Here is a 17,295-nt window from a genome sequence, read left to right on the forward strand (position 1 = left end):
AAGAGATACCATGCCCATCGACAACAGTATCGTTCATCAGATTCACAAGAAGCCTGACGGCCAGCCCGCCAGCCTCAGCCTGCGCGATAGCGAGCTGGCCAACTCCGAAGCGCTTGAGCAACTGCTCGCCGGTCTGATCGAGGCCTACAACAGCAAACCGAACAAGGCCTGGGGTTACTTTCAACCGGAAAGTGGCGCCTACCCCTTCAGTGGCTGGCTGCAGCAACTCATCGATGGCGAGCAGGATTTCATTGGCTTCTCGCGCCAGGCTAGCGAGCAGCTGAAGACCCTGATGGAAGGCTCCAACCTGGCACTGGGCGGCCACGTGCTTTACATCCGCTACCGCCAGGGCATGACTGCCTTTCTGATTATTGCGCTGCTGCACCATACCGAAGGCGTTACCGTCACCGACAACCTAGAGGTCGCCCAGGCTCGGCACTTGGATCTGTCCAGCCTGAACATGGCCGCGCGCATCAACCTGACCGAGTGGAAGCAGAACGCCCAGTCGACCAAATACATCTCGTTTATTCGTGGGCGCAGTGGCAAGCGGGTCTCGGACTACTTCCGTGATTTCATCGGCTGTATCGAAGGGGCCAATCCGGAGGAAGAGACCACTACCCTGCTCCAGGCCTTCAGCGACTATGTCGGCGAAGCGGATTTTCAGCCCGATACCCTGCGCGACAAGACCAAGGCCATGAGCGGCTACGTCAACAGCCAGGCCCGCCAGGGCGAACAGGTCGCGCTTGAAGAGCTTTCCGGGGTAATCGATGAAGAACAGCCGCGCGCCTTCTACGATTACATCCGCAACAAGGATTACGGCTTGTCTCCGGAGATACCGGCGGACAAGCGCACCCTGAGCAATTTCATGCGCTTCTACGGCAAGGCCAATGGCCTCTCCATCAGCTTCGAAGCGCATCTGCTGGGTGAGCAGGTAGAGTATGACGAAGGCCAGGATTCACTGGTGATCAAGCATCCGCCCAAGGGGCTAGTGCAGCAATTGCGCAACAAGAAAGGCCGCTAGAACAGGCCAGGGTTTAGCTGATTGTGAGGCAGGTCGCAGACAACGCTGCGTAAATCGAGCACCATAGCCTGATGATCAGACAAACCCTGTTGGATACCTTCGGTTTCGACCAATTTCGCCCCGGCCAGGAGCCGGCCATCAGGTCGGTGCTGGCCGGCCGTTCCGCCGCGGCGATATTCCCCACCGGCTCCGGCAAATCCCTGTGCTATCAGCTCCCGGCGCTACACCTGCCGCACCTGACTCTGGTCGTTTCGCCTCTTTTGGCGTTGATGCAGGATCAGTTGGCGTTCCTCGAGCGCCACGGTATCGCCGCCGGCAGTATCGATTCAGCCCAGGGGCGCGATGAGGCCAACAGCGTTATGGCGCGGGCACGCAATGGCGAACTGAAAATCCTGATGATCTCGGTCGAACGCCTGAAGAACGAGCGTTTTCGCAATTTCATCCAGCAAGTCCCCATCTCTCTGCTGGTGATCGACGAGGCCCACTGCATCTCCGAATGGGGTCATAACTTTCGCCCCGACTACCTGAAACTGCCAACCTACCAGCGGGAACTGAACATACCCCAGGTATTGCTGTTGACCGCCACCGCCACGCCGCCAGTGATCGCCGATATGCAGGCCCGATTCGCTATTGCCGCGGAGGATGTGGTGACCACGGGGTTCTACCGGCCCAACCTGCATCTGGGCGTGGAACCCGTAGCGGCCACTGCCAAACCCGCCCGGTTGGTGCAATGGCTCGTAGCCAAGCCGGGCGAAGCGTCCATCGTCTACGTCACCCAGCAGAAAACCGCCGAGGATGTGGCGCGCCAGCTAAGCACTCAGGGTATCGAGGCCAGCGCCTACCATGCGGGTCTTGCGCACGAGCGCCGGGAAGCGATCCAGCAGCAGTTCATGGCCGGGCAGATCAATTGCATTGTCGCCACCATTGCCTTCGGCATGGGCATCGACAAGAGCGACATCCGCAATGTGGTGCACTACGATCTGCCAAAATCGATCGAGAACTACAGCCAGGAAATCGGCCGCGCCGGACGCGATGGTCAGCCGTCGCGCTGCCTGATTCTCGCCAATCGCGACAATCTCAATGTGCTGGAGAACTTTGTTTATGGCGACACACCCGAGTTAAGCGGGATTCGCGCGGTGCTTGATGACCTGCTGGCCATCCCGGAAACGGGACCAGGCGGACAAGGTCAGTGGGAGATCATGCTCAATGCCCTCTCCTCCCAAAGCAATATTCGCCAATTACCGCTCAAGACCTTGCTGGTGCAACTCGAACTGCGCGCAATCATCGCGCCGCGTTATGCCTATTTTGCCGAATACCGCTTCAAATACCTGCTGACACCGGAGCAGATCCTCGGGCGTTTTCAGGGCGAGCGCCAGCAGTTCGTTCAGGCGATTATCAGTACCTCTACACTGGCGCGCACCTGGTGCACGGTCGATTTCGACGCACTGTGGCAACAGCACGGTGCAGAACGCAGTCGGGCGATCAAGGCGCTGGATTATTTTCAGGAGCAGGGCTGGATCGAGATGGAGAGCAAGCAGATGACCGAGGTCTATGCGCTGCTCGACCGGACATTCAATCCGCAGGCGCTGGCGGAAGAGCTACATGGTTATTTCCAGGCCCAGGAGCAGAGCGAGATACGTCGCATCCACGCGATGATCGAACTGTTCGCGGCCAACCAATGCCTGAGCCACAGCCTCGCGCTGCATTTCGGCGATGATAAGGCTCCGGAGCACTGTGGGCATTGCTCGGTATGCGAGGGCCAATACGCGCCACTACCCGGGCCACCGCAGCTGTCGCCACCGGACACAGTTGGGCTAACCACAATCGCCGGCGCCTTCATCGAACGACACAGCGCATTGACTGGAAGTCCGCCCGGCCCGGAAAGCATCACACGGTTTCTCTGTGGTATCACTACGCCCCTGTTCACCCGTATGAAAGCACGGCAGATTTCCGGCTTTGGCGAACTACAGGCCTACCCCTATGCGAAGATCAGAAGCCAGCTAGTCACGGTTTGAGGCGATAGCCCGTCTTGAAAATCCACCAGACAATGCCGATGCAGGTAATCAGAAACACACTGGTCATCGCCAGGCTGACTGCTATGTGTACATCAGCTACACCGTAGAAACTCCAGCGAAATCCGCTGATCAGATAGACCACCGGATTGAACAGCGTCACGGTCTGCCACAGCGGTGGAAGCATGTTGATCGAGTAGAAGCTGCCGCCAAGAAAGGCAAGCGGCGTGACAATCATCAGCGGAATGATCTGCAGCTTCTCGAAACCGTCCGCCCAGATCCCGATGATGAAACCGAACAGACTGAAGGTAAGGGCCGTCAAGACCAGGAATCCAAACATCCAGACCGGATGCTGGACCTCGTAGGGAACGAATATTTTCGCTGTGAGCAGAATCAGCAGACCCAGAATGACCGACTTGGTAGCCGCGGCGCCCACATAACCAATAACGATCTCGGTCGGTGATACCGGTGCGGAAAGTACTTCGTAAATAGTGCCGGTGAACTTGGGCATATAGATGCCGAACGATGCATTGGAAATGCTTTCGTTGAGCAGCATCAACATGATCAGGCCGGGAATGATGAACGCGCCATAACTCACGCCATCGATCTCGGTCATGCGCGAGCCTATCGCGGCACCAAACACGACGAAATACAGGGAAGTCGAGATAACTGGCGACACCAGGCTCTGCAGAAGAGTGCGGCGCATTCGGTTCATCTCAAACTGATAAATCGCCTTGATCGCGTATAGATTCATGAAGCTTCCCCTGCCCGTTGCGGTGCGGAAACCGACTCGCCCGCGTTATGCACCAGCCCAACGAAGATATCCTCAAGCGAACTCTGGCTTGAATGCAGATCCTTGAACTCGATGCCTTCGCGCGCCAGGGTACGGAGCAATTCGGCGATACCGGTCTGCTCCTTCAGCGCATCGAAGGTGTAAACCAGAATATGACCCTCCTGTTCGAGCGCCAATTGATAGTCCGCAACGGCAACCGGGATCTGTTCAAGGGGTTGTTGTAGATGGATGCTCAGCTGCTTGGTACCCATTTTGCGCATCAGCGCCGCTTTTTCTTCGACCAGTATCAGCTTGCCACCGTTGATTACGCCGATGCGGTCTGCCATCTCCTCGGCCTCCTCGATGTAGTGGGTAGTCAGGATAATCGTTACCCCGCTGGCCCGCAGCTTGCGCACCATTTCCCACATATCACGACGCAACTCGACGTCCACACCAGCGGTCGGCTCGTCCAGAAAAAGGATGTCCGGCTCGTGTGACAGCGCCTTGGCAATGAGGACCCTTCGCTTCATGCCACCGGACAGGCTCATGATCTTCTCGTTGCGCTTGTCCCAAAGCGAAAGGTCTCGTAGCACCTTTTCCAGATGCGCGGCATCCGCCGGCTTGCCAAACAGGCCCCGACTGAGTTTCAGCGTCGCCCAGACAGTATCGAACATGTTGTTGGTCAGTTCCTGGGGCACCAGACCTATGGCGGTGCGCGCTGCACGATAGTCGCGAACGATATCGTGACCATCGACCACTACCCGCCCCGCCGTCGGATTGACAATCCCGCAAATGATACTGATAAGCGTGGTTTTGCCTGCGCCATTGGGCCCGAGCAAGGCAAATATTTCACCCCGCCGGATATTCAGGTCGACTTTATCGAGCGCCTGGAATCCCGAAGCGTAGGTTTTCGTCAGGCCGGTGACCTGAATAATGTCGTTCACGTTTTCTCCATTCACGCATGGGTGATGCAGCCGCCAGCGCCGCAAAAGCCCGTTATCATCGCACGCGTACCGGTCCACCGGGCTATTCACCCGACGCTATTGGATGTGGGGATATGTCCGGCCGATGTCGTTTTTAAAGGGGTGCTGATCGAATGGTGCTATTCGCTCTTCCTCACAGATGCCATGGCGCAGAAGGAACAGCCCGTTTACCGCCCGCACCAGCGCCGCGCCGGCCTGCAGAAAGAAATCCGCTGCCACCTCGCGCTCCTCTTCGCTCTCCAGGGGCAACTGCTGCGCCCGCGCTGCGGCGATGTCGAAAAGATCCTCTGATTCGGTAAATTCCCTGCGCACCGAATGGCAATAGGCGCCGGCTGGCAGATCGGTAAAATCATCGGCCAGTCGCTTCAGGTGGTATCGGTAGACGGTTCTGCACTGCTCGAGATCCTGCAGGAACTGGTCGCGTAGCGGCTCATTCACACCCTGGTTTGGATCGGTCTGTTCCAGCGCCAGCGCAAACGCCTGCACAGGTCCCGCGCAATAGGTCTGCGCGTCCTCGGGTTGACCCACTGCAGTGGCTGAATCGGCCAGCACGGCGCACGGCATAGCAAGCAACATGACTGCTGCGACAAGAGACCGGTAATGCAAGAGTGTGTTCGTAGTTGCAACCATTGCGCCTGAGGGGCCTGCTGACGGGTTCGGTTACCGCTGGGCGGATGCCGTGGCGGGGCGATACATGTTGACCAGTGACAGCCCAATGATCAAGCCTGCCAAGTATAAACCAGCCAGTCAGACCGGCGTTGCGCCGGTCCGTTCGATCTGGATGCCCTGTAATTAAATCGCCTGAATGCGGAATCCGTAACGCGGGAAATGCACCTGAACGCGTCCGGCCCGATCATCTTCGCGGGCCACGACGATCTCTTCCGCATCCTCATAGACCAGCTCACCGGTGACCGGGTCGGTTCCGTAGTCCACAGCGTTGACCTGCACTGCCTGACCCACCTGCAGACCATCGGGACTGACAAAGTCGCTTGCCGAATAAGTCCGGGGCGTCGCTTCGTTAGCTATCTGCACGGCATCGGACGGATCCAGATCGGCATGCGATCCGTGACCAAAATCAGCTATGCGAGCCATCCACTCGCCGACCGCCGGATAACCCTCGAGCATGTTCGCCACTGCCTTGTTGCTGGCCACGAACCACAACGGATGATAGTAGGCAAAGTCAGCAATACAAGCCTGGCTGCCAAGCAGGTATTCACCGTCGCGCTGCAACTGGGTTTCCAGACGGCTCAACAGCGTTGGCCATTGTGAGAGGGCCACCGAAGCGTCGAGACGACTGGCACTACCACCCTGAAAAAGCTTCTGCCGGTCAGCCATGAAACCCTTGACCATGGCCTCGGGAGCGCCGGCAAAGCGGGCAGCCAGACCGTGAGGCTGAAAATTGATGGCAACTGCGTGCTGGAACAGTACCTGATCGGCGAACTGCGCCAAGGCAGTAGCTGCTGCCTCGCGACCTTCGGGGATCAGTGCCGGGGTGCTCTTGGTCTCCTCCAGCAAACGGGCGATCAGGGCCGTATCGCAGTAGATATCAGCACCAACCTGCATCACTGGTGTGCGCCGATAGCCGCCAGTCAAAGCAGTCAGATCCGGTTTTGGCATTGCCGCAGGAATCATCACGGACTGCCATGCAAGCCCCTTGAAGCCCAGCATCAGACGGGCTTTTTCGGCAAATGGGGATTGTGGATAATGGTGCAGAATCAGTTCACTCATGGGTATTCTCCAGTCAGGGTGAACCCAGCTTAGCTGGTGTGTCAGGCACTGCACAGTCACTCGCCATACCTGATGATGCGCCATTGAACTGACTGATCAGTCGCTCCTTGGCCCGCTTGTTCAGTGACTTGATGGCAATCTCGCGGCGAAGTGCTATTGAGTGATCGGTACAGACTTCGGTCCAGACCAGGGCGCTGGCGGGACTGCGGTTGAAAAATCTGGCGCCCTTGCCACGCTGGTGCTGAGCAAAGCGACGCCGCGGATCAGTGCTGATGCCGGTATAGAGGTGACCGTTCTCGGCTCGCACCATGTATACCCACCAGGCTCTCTCCTCAGCGGGCTCCGGGCTGTGTTCGGTGCTGTTTTCAGGCCCATCAACAGGCATACTGATATCCATCACTGTTGGAGTGAACCCATGTTTATACAGATTTTCGGTACTGGCGGCACCCTCGACAAGCTCTATCATGATGCGCTTAGCGATTACCAGATCGGTGAACCCATGGCGGGCGAATTGCTGGAGCAGGGCCGGGTGTCAATAGGATATGCAGTGGAATCGCTGATCCGCAAGGACAGCCTGGAGCTCGACGACGCAGATCGGCAGTTGATTCACGACAAAGTCGCTGCGTGCCCCTATGAGCATGTACTGATCACCCATGGCACCGATACCATGACGGTTACCGGTGCCTGTCTCGAAGATATTCAGGGTAAAGTGATTGTGCTGACCGGGGCCATGCAGCCGGCCCGTTTCAGGGACTCGGACGCACTGTTCAACCTGGGACTGGCCGTCGGTGCGCTCAATACCCTGGGCCACGGCGTGTATATCGCCATGAGCGGCCGAGTATTTCCGGCCGATCAAGTGAAAAAGAACCGCCTGGCTGGGCGCTTCGAAAGCACCTGAAAATCTGACTGTGGTCCGGCCAGCCGGCCGAAGAGGGTTACTTTCTAGCCCGTGCCGCCCACAGTGATCTGATCAATTTTCACGGTGGGCTGGCCCACGCCCACCGGCAGTGACTGGCCGTCCTTGCCGCAGGTACCTACACCGCTATCCAGCGCCAGGTCGTGGCCGACCATGGAGACACGATTCATCACCTCCGGGCCGTTACCGATCAGCGTTGCGCCCTTGACCGGAGCGGTGATCTTGCCGTCCTCGATCAGATAGGCTTCGCTGGTGGAGAACACAAACTTGCCGCTGGTAATGTCAACCTGACCACCGCCCAGATTCGCGCAGTAAATACCCTTCTTCACCGACTTGATGATGTCCGCAGGATCACTCTCGCCTGCCAGCATGTAGGTGTTGGTCATGCGCGGCATCGGCAGGTGCGCGTAAGACTCACGTCGACCGTTACCCGTTGCAGGCACGCCCATCAGGCGGGCGTTGAGCTTGTCCTGCATGTAGCCCTTGAGAATGCCGTTCTCGATCAACGTGGTGCAGTTGGTCTGGTTACCCTCGTCATCCATGCTCAGTGACCCGCGACGGCCCGGAAGCGTTCCATCGTCAACTATGGTGCACAGGCTGGACGCTACCTTCTCACCTACCCGGCCGCTATAGGCGGAGCTGCCCTTGCGGTTGAAGTCACCCTCCAGGCCATGGCCGACGGCCTCGTGCAGCAGAACCCCGGACCAGCCAGGCGCCATTACCACGGGCATGCTGCCGGCCGGAGCTGGAATGGCTTCCAGATTCACTATCGCCTGACGCACCGCTTCACGGGCATAACCCATGGCGCGCTCTTCGGCTTCAAAGAAGCGGTAGTCGGTGCGTCCGCCACCACCGGAGCTGCCACGCTCACGACGCCCCTTGTTCTCGATAATGACACTGACGTTCAGCCGCACCAACGGGCGTATATCACCAGCCCAGGTGCCGTCGCTGGAAGCAACCAGTACGGTATCGTGCACGCCGCCCATGCTTACCGACACCTGCGTGATACGCGAGTCCAGGCTTCGTGTATAAGCGTCCAGGCGTTGCAGGAAAGCGACCTTTTCAGCCTGGGCCATGACATCCAGCGGATTGTCAGCGGCATACAGGGCGGTGCTGTTACCGCGATCCCAGGCCTTAACGCTGCCGGTCTGGCCGGAACGGGCAATCGAACGCGCCGCCCCTACCGCCTGACTCAACGCAGGCAGGCGCACGTCGTTGCTGTAAGCAAAACCGGTTTTCTCGCCCGACTGGGCCCGCACACCAACACCCTGATCGACGTTGAAGCTGCCATCTTTGACAATGCCGTCTTCCAGTACCCAGGACTCGCTGATCTGGTGCTGGAAATACAGATCGGCAGCATCCACGCCCGGGGCCGAAACCAGTTGACCGAGCACAGCTGCAACGCTGTCTGGACTCAGATCGGCCGGCATCAGCAGGCGGTTTTCCACTTGGGCTAGTACATTACTCATTCAGTCTGACTCCTTGGCGGCTGCGACAATGGCTTGCGCAGGCACTAGGCGACGATGCCGGTCAACCGGCATCCGCGCGCGAATAGTATTGAGATGATCATGATCGATGCTCTGGCAGAGCACCCCTTCCCCAGTGGTCAGCGAATCCATGACTTCGCCCCAGGGATCGACCAGGCAACTGCGGCCAAAGGTCTCACGGCCGCCCGGGTGCAGCCCACCCTGATTGGCGGCCAGAATGTAACACTGGGTTTCGATAGCCCGTGCCCTTAGCAGAACCTCCCAGTGGGCAGCGCCGGTGACCGCGGTAAATGCCGAAGGGACGACAATGAGTTCGGCGCCTGCCTGGCGTAAAGCCACATAGAGCTCCGGGAAGCGCACATCATAACAGATGCTCAGCCCAACCCGACCGACCGGTGTATCGACGCAAACGATGGCATCGCCGTAACCGTAATCCTTGGATTCGCGATAGCTACGATGATTATCCTCGACCTCCACATCGAACAGATGCAACTTGTCATAGCGCGCAACCTGCTGCCCCTGGTCGTCAAAGACCAGGCAACAGGCCATGGGCTTTTTCCCCGCAGCCCGCGGAAGGGGGATGCTGCCACCGATCAACCAGATCCCATGTTTGCTGGCCTGTCTGGACAGAAAGCGGGTGATCGGTTGTTGACCGGAACATTCCGCTTCGCCGATTTCTTTCAAACTACGATTACCAAAGGCCGCAAAGCACTCCGGAAGCAACACCAACTTGGCCCCGGCCTGCGCTGCCTGTGCAATGAGTGGCGCCGCCTGGTCCAGATTGGCCTGAACATCAGGACCGCTGATCATCTGTATCGCTGCTACAAGATGCATATGAATCACTCCTCCAGGGCTGCCTCGTTATCAAAGGCCCGCTCGAAATCGACGGTAGGCTGCTGCCAATCACCGCTGACGCGATATTTAACCGACGCAAAGCGAGCGACTCGGTCGCCGAGTATCTTGTCAGCGAGAAACAACGCCCCGCCAATATAGGGTGCGCCGGCAATAATGGCCGCCAGCGGTAGATTGTTGGTTACCGGTAAGGTTACCAGCATCCCCATATCGATGCTGCGGGCCGGCAGGTCGATGTGGCCATCAAGCTGCATTTTCGCCCCGGGTCCATCCATTACCAAGGGGCTGCGGGTGCGCATCACGCCGTCGGTCAGGGCCAGGTCGGCGGTCAAGGTATCGTAGGCTGTACCCCGCCCGAACAGATCACTGAAATCCAGGCGCAAGCGGCGTGTCAGGGCGTTGAAATTGAGCAGACCGAAGACCCGCAAGGCGTCCGCAGACCCTTCACCACTTTGCAACGTGCCATTGCGCGCATCGAGCAAAATGCTCCCGGTGCTGCGGCTCAAGGCGAAGAATGCCGGTGATCCAGACCAGGTCAGATCCGCTGTGGTCGAAAATTGTCCACTGGTCACTGTCGGAGCATAGCCCCACGCCTTCAGCACCCCGCCTATGTCACCTGCCTGCAGGCCCCCACTGAACTGGCTTGACATGCCCCCGGCATGCCATTGCAGGTCTCCCGCCAGCTGCAATCCACGCAAGTCCATCGACAGACTGCTGATCTGCGCACCATGGTCGGATGGGCGCATCTGAAAACGCACCGGCCCGACCGGGTCGTTGCCCCGCGACAGCATATCTATGTTTACATCCATGGCAGGTAGCGTTCGCGGATCCACATCCCGCAGGGGGTCTTCAGGGATCAGCGGACTAGCCAATGCATCCACCCGTGGCTCGCTGTCGCCACTGGCGAGAGAAAGTCGCTGCATATTGAACGCCACAGGTTCGGAGCGCAGGTCCGGCAAGGTAATCTGCCCCCTCACTCGTGCCTGATCGAGATTGAACATCCAACCCTGATCACTGCGTACACCACTGATCGCCAGATCATTCAGACGTTGGCCCAGGCCGCTAAACTCGCCTGCGCGCAGATCCAGCGTTCTGACCCTTTTAATCGCTGCACTGGGCCTTAGCCCTGAAACAGCACCAGATTGACCCACTAGCGACGGTAAAGCTCCCTGGCGCTCGACCCAATTGCGCCAATCAGCCAGCTCAACGTGTTCGAATCGGGCCCCGACACTAAGCCCCGGCTCTCGACCCAATGACGGCTCGCCACTTCGGTAGCGCAGATCTCCCCGCAAGGCAGTCGCCCCTGTCTGCACCACTCCCGCCAGATCCGGCCCCAGATTGAATCGCCAGTTGTAGTGGTCCCCATCCTGGGCCAAGGTCAGGCGGCTTGGCAGCAAGCGCTCTGCCGACTTTGCCAGCGGGCCCGGCAGATCCAACTCCACGCCCTCAAGATCGCTGTCAACCTGCAGCCACGCAGCACCTGCTTGCAACGCGCCCCGGGCCTCCCATGACAATTCACCAGCCATCAGATCTGCGGGAAGCTTTGCAAGCAACGGCCACGACTTGAGCTGGCCGATGCTGTGCTGCCCATTGAATGTCGCTTCCTGCCTACCCGCCTGACTGCTTATGTCACCTGCTATGGCGCGACCCAGAAAGCTCGCCTTTATCTCACTCGCTTGCAAACCCGCATCAGAGGTAAAGGCAAACTGTCCGGACAGCTCGCCCAGAGAAGCCTGCAGTAACGGAATTGAGAGACTCTCGGCTTCCAGCTGCCAACGGGCATCCACCACCGTTGCCCGCTCCCTTTGCAACGGGAGCTCAAGCCCGAATTGCCCTTGAACCTGCCCCTGCCCTTCCCAGCCTCGCAGTGCGTTACTGGTTGCTGCGGCAAGAGGGGTGTCCTGCAAGAGCCGCAGAGCATCACCCAGCGGGCCAGTGAAATCACTGCCGATGCGCAGTTGCAACGCATCGGCAGGTTGCTGGCGGTATGTGTTCACCCGGATACCAGTGAGAGCCGTATCCCACAACCGTGCGGAGGCATCTTCTATTACTACCTGCTGATCCTTGAGTCGCAAAATAGCGCTGATCTTCTCAAGCCGCGGCCAATCGGGCTGAAAAAGCAGACTGCCCGAATCCAGTTGGGCATGCAGTGACAGGGACCGCTCACCGGGCTCAGCATCGCGTCTCAGCGACCCCTGATACTCAAAAATAGCCAGTGGCACGCTACCTTCAATCTGTGCCTGGCTCAGCCACTCCCCCAGTTGCGGATTGAAGGCAGGCGACAGGGTCGGCAAGTAATGCTCACTGGAGGTCGCCTGGGAGTCGGTCAGAGATACCCTGAGCGCCATTGTCGGGGTCTGGCCTTGCGGTGGCAGATGAAGTTGCAAGGCGACAGCTGCGACACCATCAACACCCTGCGCGCGCATACCCGGTGCTGTCAGACGCAATCCCTCGGCGTCGGACCATTGCCAGTCCATCTGTCCAACGAGTTGCTGATATGACCATGACTGGGGAAACAGCCGGGGCAGGTGCATCGACCAATCATCGCTCCTTACCCTCAGTTGACCCTGAAAGGGGCTGCCTGCCAGGCTCCCGCTGATACCCTGTACTTCCGGCGCGCCCTGCCAGGCTCCAACACCCGCGTCCTCAAGCATCGCGCTGATGCTCAGGCTGCGCCAGTCTACCGGCAGACCAGCACCCTGCAGAGACAGCGCGTTCAAGGTGCCGACAGGCTGCAAAGCCTCTAGTGCGGTTGCAGCCCGATCGGACAAGACACTGGCAGGCACCAGCTGCGCGAGTATCTCCAGCGGCACAGTATCTGCCTGCATTTGCCAGTCGCTGCTTGCTGTATCCTGCCACAGCGATAGCCGGCTGCGTGGCCAATGCTGATCGCCAAGATCAAACTCCAGCCCCTGTATACGCAGCCGCTGGCGCTCGCCCTGCCTGAACGCAAATTCGGCCTCCAGCGCAGTCAGCTCAGGTACATTCTGCGCTTGTTCCAGGCGCAGCCGAGGCATCTCGAGCCGTCCACGAAAATACTCTAGCTGCTGCTTCTCCCAACCACCCCAGAAGCGCCCGCCGACCACCATCTGATCGATCGGAGCCATCTCCAGCCATGCCGGGGGCAATTGCTCGACCCAGTCAATGGGCGGCAGATCGAGGAAGAATCCCACTGACATGTCCTGCCAAGCACTACCCTCCTGCAATGCACTGACCTGCCAGCGCACCTGTTGCCCTTCCGGCAAACGCACTCTGCCATCCAGACGGTGCCAACCAGGGCCGTTCAGGAGCGTTATTTCGCCATCCTGGAAGACCCACTGTGGTCGCTCATGGGGACTGACCAGAATACGGGTATTCAGCAAGGTAATGCGACGCTGCTCAAACACCATGTCCAGCGTCGTATCCAGATCAAAATTGCCCGCAAGCCGCTCACCCAGACCGTGCAGGCGCCAGCGTCCATCCGCATCCTCGACCAGCTCGAGCGCGAGCCCCTCTATCTGCAGCGCATCCATGACCAGCCTGCGCTCCCAGAGACTCGCCCAGATATCCACCCGAGCTGTCACATTATCCAGCGCCAGCAGGGTCGGACTGTCCGGATCCAGCTGCTCGTGCACACGCAGACCCTGCATCTTCAGCACCGGCTGCGAACCCTGCATCTCACCACGCAGACTTTCCAGCGATATGGCTCTTCCTGTAGTTTCCTCCGCCCAGGCCAGCAACTCAACGCGATAATCAGCTATGGCCGGCACAAACTGGCGACCCAGACTGACGTAGGCAGCCGCTGCCAGCAGCCAGACCACCAACAAGACGATCAACCCATCGAGGGCACGGATCAACCAGCGTTGAATTTGCATCGGGTCAGTCCGGCATCACATGAGTACCACGTCATACTGTTCCTGGGTGTAGACCGTCTCTACCTGAAAGCGGATTGGGCGCTCGATGAAAATTTCCAGATCGGCGACATTGCCCGACTCTTCATCCAGCAGGCGATCGATTACCGCCTGCGAAGCCAGCACCGTGTATGCCCCGGCCTGATAGGCACGCGCCTCACGGAGAATCTCCCGGAAGATTTCATAACAGACACTTTCAGGCGTTTTCTGGATGCCCCTGCCCGTGCAGCAGGGGCACGGCTCGCAGAGTATCTGTTCGAGGCTTTCCCGGGTGCGCTTGCGGGTCATCTGCACCAGGCCAAGCTCGGTGATACCGATAATGTTGGTTTTGGCGTGATCGCGTTCCAGCTGTTTTTCCAGTGTGCGCAGCACCTGGCGCTGGTGATCTTCGTCAACCATATCGATAAAATCGATAATGATGATACCGCCCAGGTTGCGCAGTCTCAGCTGCCGGGCAATCGCCATCGCCGACTCAAGATTCGTCTTGAAAATGGTTTCCTCAAGATTGCGATGACCGACAAAGGCGCCCGTATTCACGTCGATGGTGGTCATGGCTTCAGTCTGGTCGATAACCAGGTGCCCACCCGACTTGAGCATTACCCGGCGCTCAAGCGCCTTGTGGATCTCATCCTCGATGCCATAGAGATCGAAAATCGGTCTTTCCCCGGGGTAATGCTCCAACAAACTCTGCACTGCGGGCATCAACTCCTGCACGAAAATCTCGACCTTCTGGAAAGTCTCCCGGGAATCCACGCGGATCTTTTCCGTACGCGGGCAGACCAGGTCCCTCAGGGTGCGCAGGGCAAGGGGCAAGTCTTCGTAAATCACCGAGGGGGCCGGTGCCGCCTGGGTCTGCTGCGAGATTTGCGACCAGAGACGACGCACGTAACGGATATCCGCGCGTATTTCCTCTTCACGGGCTGCTTCGGCTGCGGTCCGCAGAATGAAGCCACCGGCCTCATCGACGCCTTCAGTTTCAACGCAGGCGGATACCACCTGCTTGAGCCGGTCGCGCTCGGCTTCATCTTCTATCTTGAGGGAAATGCCCACATGGGGCGTGCGCGGCATGTAAACCAGAAAACGCGAGGGAATCGACAGATGGGTAGTCAGGCGAGCACCCTTGGTGCCTATCGGGTCCTTGGTTACCTGAACTACCAGACCTTGGCCCTCATGCAGCAAAGCCGTTATCGCCTCGACAGCCTGGCCCTCGCGGTCGGACACTTCGGATGCGTGAATAAATGCAGCGCGCTCCAGTCCGATATCGACAAAGGCTGCCTGCATTCCAGGCAATACTCTGACCACCTTGCCCTTGTAGATGTTGCCGACAATGCCTCGGCGCAATGTACGCTCGATATGCACTTCCTGCAGCACGCCATTCTCCACCAGGGCGACCCGGGTTTCCATCGGCGTGATATTGATCAGTATCTCTTCGCTCACAGGCTCTGCTCTCCACACCAGATCACCAGGAAGCGGTGTTGATCGCGGTACTCTGACGACCTGGATTTATGCTTGCGTTAGTCCGGATGGGGACTCCGCCTGACGCCCCTGCCAACAATCGACGCCAAAGCTGGACAAAAGCTGTGCCGTCTCCGCCAGAGGCAGCCCGACTACTGCGCTGTAACTCCCCTGAATCATAGCTACAAAAACCGCCCCCAGGCCCTGAATGGCATAACCACCAGCCTTGTCTGCGGGCTCACCTGTCATCCAGTAAGCCTGGATTTCGGCTGCCGCGATCGGTCGGAAACTGACATCAGTATCCACCCGAATCACTTCGATTCGCTCACCGCAGGCTACAGCAACTGCCGTGATCACCCGGTGCGTCCGCCCGGACAGGGACCGAAGCATGACCGCTGCGTCATCGGCATCCATCGGCTTGCCCAGGATCCTGTCGTCTATTACGACCGCCGTATCGGCAGCCAACACTACCGCCCCATCGGGGGCCTGGTGCTGCCCCGCCAGGGCCTTGGCCCGGGTGACGCGCTCCACATAGTCCACAGCCCCCTCTCCAGCTCGCACGCTTTCGTCGATACTGCAGGCAAACTGACGGTGTACTACGCCGATCTGGGTCAACAACTCACTACGACGCGGTGAGGCCGACGCCAGATAGAATGGTGCAGTCTTGGGTTCAGAGTACATGAAACCGCTTCCTGACGCCGCGCAGTACCGAATATACCCATGGCCAGAGAATGGCGCTGACAAAGGCCGGTAACAGAAAGAGTAATGTTGGTGGACGATTGCCGGTCAGGCTGTTGAGCCAAAGCAGCAACATCTGGGCGATACCCAGTACCGGCAGCATCACCAGACTCTGTTGCCACAGGGGGAATCGACGAATGCGCTGATGTAATAACAGCATCATCCAGGCAACCATTGTCATGACCAACGCATGCTGGCCGAACAACTGGCCATAAAGCACATCGGTTGCCAGCCCCATGATCCAGGCAGTCAACAGGCCTACCCGATGTGGCAGGGCCATTACCCAATAGGCCAATACCATGGCCAACCACATAGGGCGGCCCAGCTCCAGCATGGTGGACATGGGCATCACACTGAGCAGAAGTGCGACGACAAAGGTAAGGCCGATAATAAGACTATTGCGCATCTGCACCCTCCCCGGAGACGGGTGCGACGGTATCAGCGTCTGCTTTCTCGGCTGCAGCGCTCTCATCCGGAGCGGTTGCTTCAGACTGCGGCTCATCCAGCTCGAGAGCGGGCACAATCTCCCCGTATCCGGACTCGGCACTGAAGACCAGCAGCATGTATCGACTGCGATTGAGCTGAGCAGTAGGAGCCACACGCACATCAGCGAATGGCTGAGCCGGATCCTGGCTGACCGAAACCACTCTACCTACCGGATAACCTGCAGGGAAACGTTGACCCAGACCCGAACTGACCACTATGTCGCCTTCACGAATATCCGCGGTATCGCCGATAAAACGCAACTCGAGCAACTCGTTATTGCCGGTACCGCTGGCAATCGCGCGCAATCCGTTCCGATTGACCTGAACCGGCAGACTATGGGTGGCGTCGGTAATCAGCAGCACGCGTGCTGAATAAGGCATGACTTCTACCACCTGCCCCATCAGACCAGTGGCATCAAGCACTGGCTGACCAAGGAATACTCCGTCACTTTCACCCTTGTTGATCAGGATACGCTGGGTAAAAGGATTGGGATCAACGCCTACCAGCTCGGATACCAGCACCCTTTCATCGACCAGGGAGGAAGAGTTGAGCAATTCGCGCAGCCGCACGTTCTGCTCCGTAAGGGTAGCCAGTTTCTGCAGTTTGCGCTTGGTCAGCAGAGCCTCGGCGCGCAAGCGCTCATTCTCGGCAAGCAGGTCAAGCCGACTGGCGACCAACTGGTAACCGGTATCCCAGGCGCGCACGGGTAAGTCGGCCATGTAATAGACCGGCGTCAGTAGCAGGCTCAGATTCGAGCGTAGCGGCTGCAGGGCAGCCACACGAGCATCGACCACCATCAGCGCAATCGAGAGCACTGAGAGGACCAAAACTCTTACGCCCAGTGAAGGACCTTTGATAAACAGCGGTTTGATGGCGAGCTCCTCGCAGCTGCAAACCTTGGCCCGTCAACAGCAGACCAGGCAGGTAGGGGCTACCTGCAGGTGCGTTGACCGGC

General features: G+C 58.7%; 15 protein-coding genes. 3 read left to right on the top strand and 12 right to left on the bottom strand.

The annotated features are described in order from the left end of the window. Positions 1–10: 10 nt before the first annotated feature. Together yejK and IEV54_RS16285 are read left to right on the top strand one after the other, a co-directional pair. Complete coding sequence (yejK, locus tag IEV54_RS16280) at positions 11–1,021, top strand: nucleoid-associated protein YejK (RefSeq protein ID WP_150279198.1); 1,011 nt, start codon at positions 11–13, stop codon at positions 1,019–1,021. Positions 1,022–1,092: 71 nt separating this feature from the next. Beyond that, on the top strand, positions 1,093–3,036 hold the full coding sequence (locus tag IEV54_RS16285) for a RecQ family ATP-dependent DNA helicase (RefSeq protein ID WP_150279197.1): 1,944 nt from the start codon (positions 1,093–1,095) through the stop codon (positions 3,034–3,036). On the opposite strand, the gene IEV54_RS16290 is transcribed toward IEV54_RS16285, so the two are convergent. The 5 genes from IEV54_RS16290 to IEV54_RS16310 all read right to left on the bottom strand — a co-directional run bounded on the left by IEV54_RS16290 (position 3,026) and on the right by IEV54_RS16310 (position 6,901). Continuing rightward, positions 3,026–3,787 carry an ABC transporter permease gene (locus IEV54_RS16290; RefSeq protein WP_150279196.1) on the bottom strand — a complete coding sequence of 254 codons (762 nt, stop codon included), beginning with the start codon at positions 3,785–3,787 and terminating at the stop codon, positions 3,026–3,028. The two genes, IEV54_RS16285 and IEV54_RS16290, sit on opposite strands and share 11 nt — an antisense overlap. Next, positions 3,784–4,749 carry an ABC transporter ATP-binding protein gene (locus IEV54_RS16295; RefSeq protein ID WP_150279195.1) on the bottom strand — a complete coding sequence of 322 codons (966 nt, stop codon included), beginning with the start codon at positions 4,747–4,749 and terminating at the stop codon, positions 3,784–3,786. The genes IEV54_RS16290 and IEV54_RS16295 overlap by 4 nt, the downstream gene beginning before the upstream one ends. Positions 4,750–4,845: 96 nt before the next feature. After that, entirely contained in the window at positions 4,846–5,364 is a 519-nt protein-coding gene (locus IEV54_RS16300; protein WP_150279194.1) for a hypothetical protein, read from the bottom strand. Positions 5,365–5,580: 216 nt separating this feature from the next. Continuing rightward, positions 5,581–6,516, bottom strand: a complete 936-nt coding sequence (locus IEV54_RS16305) for a glutathione S-transferase family protein (RefSeq protein WP_150279193.1) — start codon at positions 6,514–6,516, stop codon at positions 5,581–5,583. Positions 6,517–6,529: 13 nt separating this feature from the next. Continuing rightward, complete coding sequence (locus IEV54_RS16310) at positions 6,530–6,901, bottom strand: GIY-YIG nuclease family protein (RefSeq protein ID WP_150279192.1); 372 nt, start codon at positions 6,899–6,901, stop codon at positions 6,530–6,532. 30 nt (positions 6,902–6,931) lie between these two features. On the opposite strand from IEV54_RS16310, the gene IEV54_RS16315 reads away from it, so the two are divergent. Next, complete coding sequence (locus IEV54_RS16315; RefSeq protein ID WP_150279191.1) at positions 6,932–7,414, top strand: asparaginase domain-containing protein; 483 nt, start codon at positions 6,932–6,934, stop codon at positions 7,412–7,414. 44 nt (positions 7,415–7,458) lie between these two features. On the opposite strand, the gene tldD is transcribed toward IEV54_RS16315, so the two are convergent. The 7 genes from tldD to mreC all read right to left on the bottom strand — a co-directional run bounded on the left by tldD (position 7,459) and on the right by mreC (position 17,167). Continuing rightward, positions 7,459–8,901, bottom strand: coding sequence for a metalloprotease TldD (gene tldD / locus IEV54_RS16320; RefSeq protein WP_150279190.1), 1,443 nt, complete (start codon positions 8,899–8,901; stop codon positions 7,459–7,461). Beyond that, positions 8,902–9,753: a carbon-nitrogen hydrolase family protein gene (locus IEV54_RS16325; protein ID WP_150279189.1), complete on the bottom strand. Its 852-nt coding sequence runs from the start codon at positions 9,751–9,753 to the stop codon at positions 8,902–8,904. A gap of 5 nt (positions 9,754–9,758) precedes the next feature. Continuing rightward, a complete protein-coding gene (locus tag IEV54_RS16330) occupies positions 9,759–13,625 on the bottom strand; it encodes a YhdP family protein (RefSeq protein ID WP_150279188.1) in 3,867 nt (1,288 codons plus the stop codon). Between the two features lie 15 nt (positions 13,626–13,640). After that, positions 13,641–15,098, bottom strand: coding sequence for a ribonuclease G (gene rng, locus IEV54_RS16335; RefSeq protein WP_150279187.1), 1,458 nt, complete (start codon positions 15,096–15,098; stop codon positions 13,641–13,643). A gap of 66 nt (positions 15,099–15,164) precedes the next feature. Next, the gene (locus IEV54_RS16340) at positions 15,165–15,797 is read right to left on the bottom strand and encodes a Maf family protein (RefSeq protein WP_150279186.1); all 633 of its coding nucleotides are present in this window, start codon (positions 15,795–15,797) and stop codon (positions 15,165–15,167) included. Beyond that, a complete protein-coding gene (gene mreD / locus IEV54_RS16345; RefSeq protein WP_150279185.1) occupies positions 15,787–16,260 on the bottom strand; it encodes a rod shape-determining protein MreD in 474 nt (157 codons plus the stop codon). Before mreD ends, IEV54_RS16340 begins: the two co-directional genes overlap by 11 nt. Continuing rightward, complete coding sequence (gene mreC / locus IEV54_RS16350) at positions 16,250–17,167, bottom strand: rod shape-determining protein MreC (protein WP_373286455.1); 918 nt, start codon at positions 17,165–17,167, stop codon at positions 16,250–16,252. The genes mreD and mreC overlap by 11 nt, the downstream gene beginning before the upstream one ends. Positions 17,168–17,295: the final 128 nt, after the last annotated feature.

This window comes from Halopseudomonas salina (assembly GCF_014637955.1).
Lineage (GTDB): Bacteria > Pseudomonadota > Gammaproteobacteria > Pseudomonadales > Pseudomonadaceae > Halopseudomonas > Halopseudomonas salina.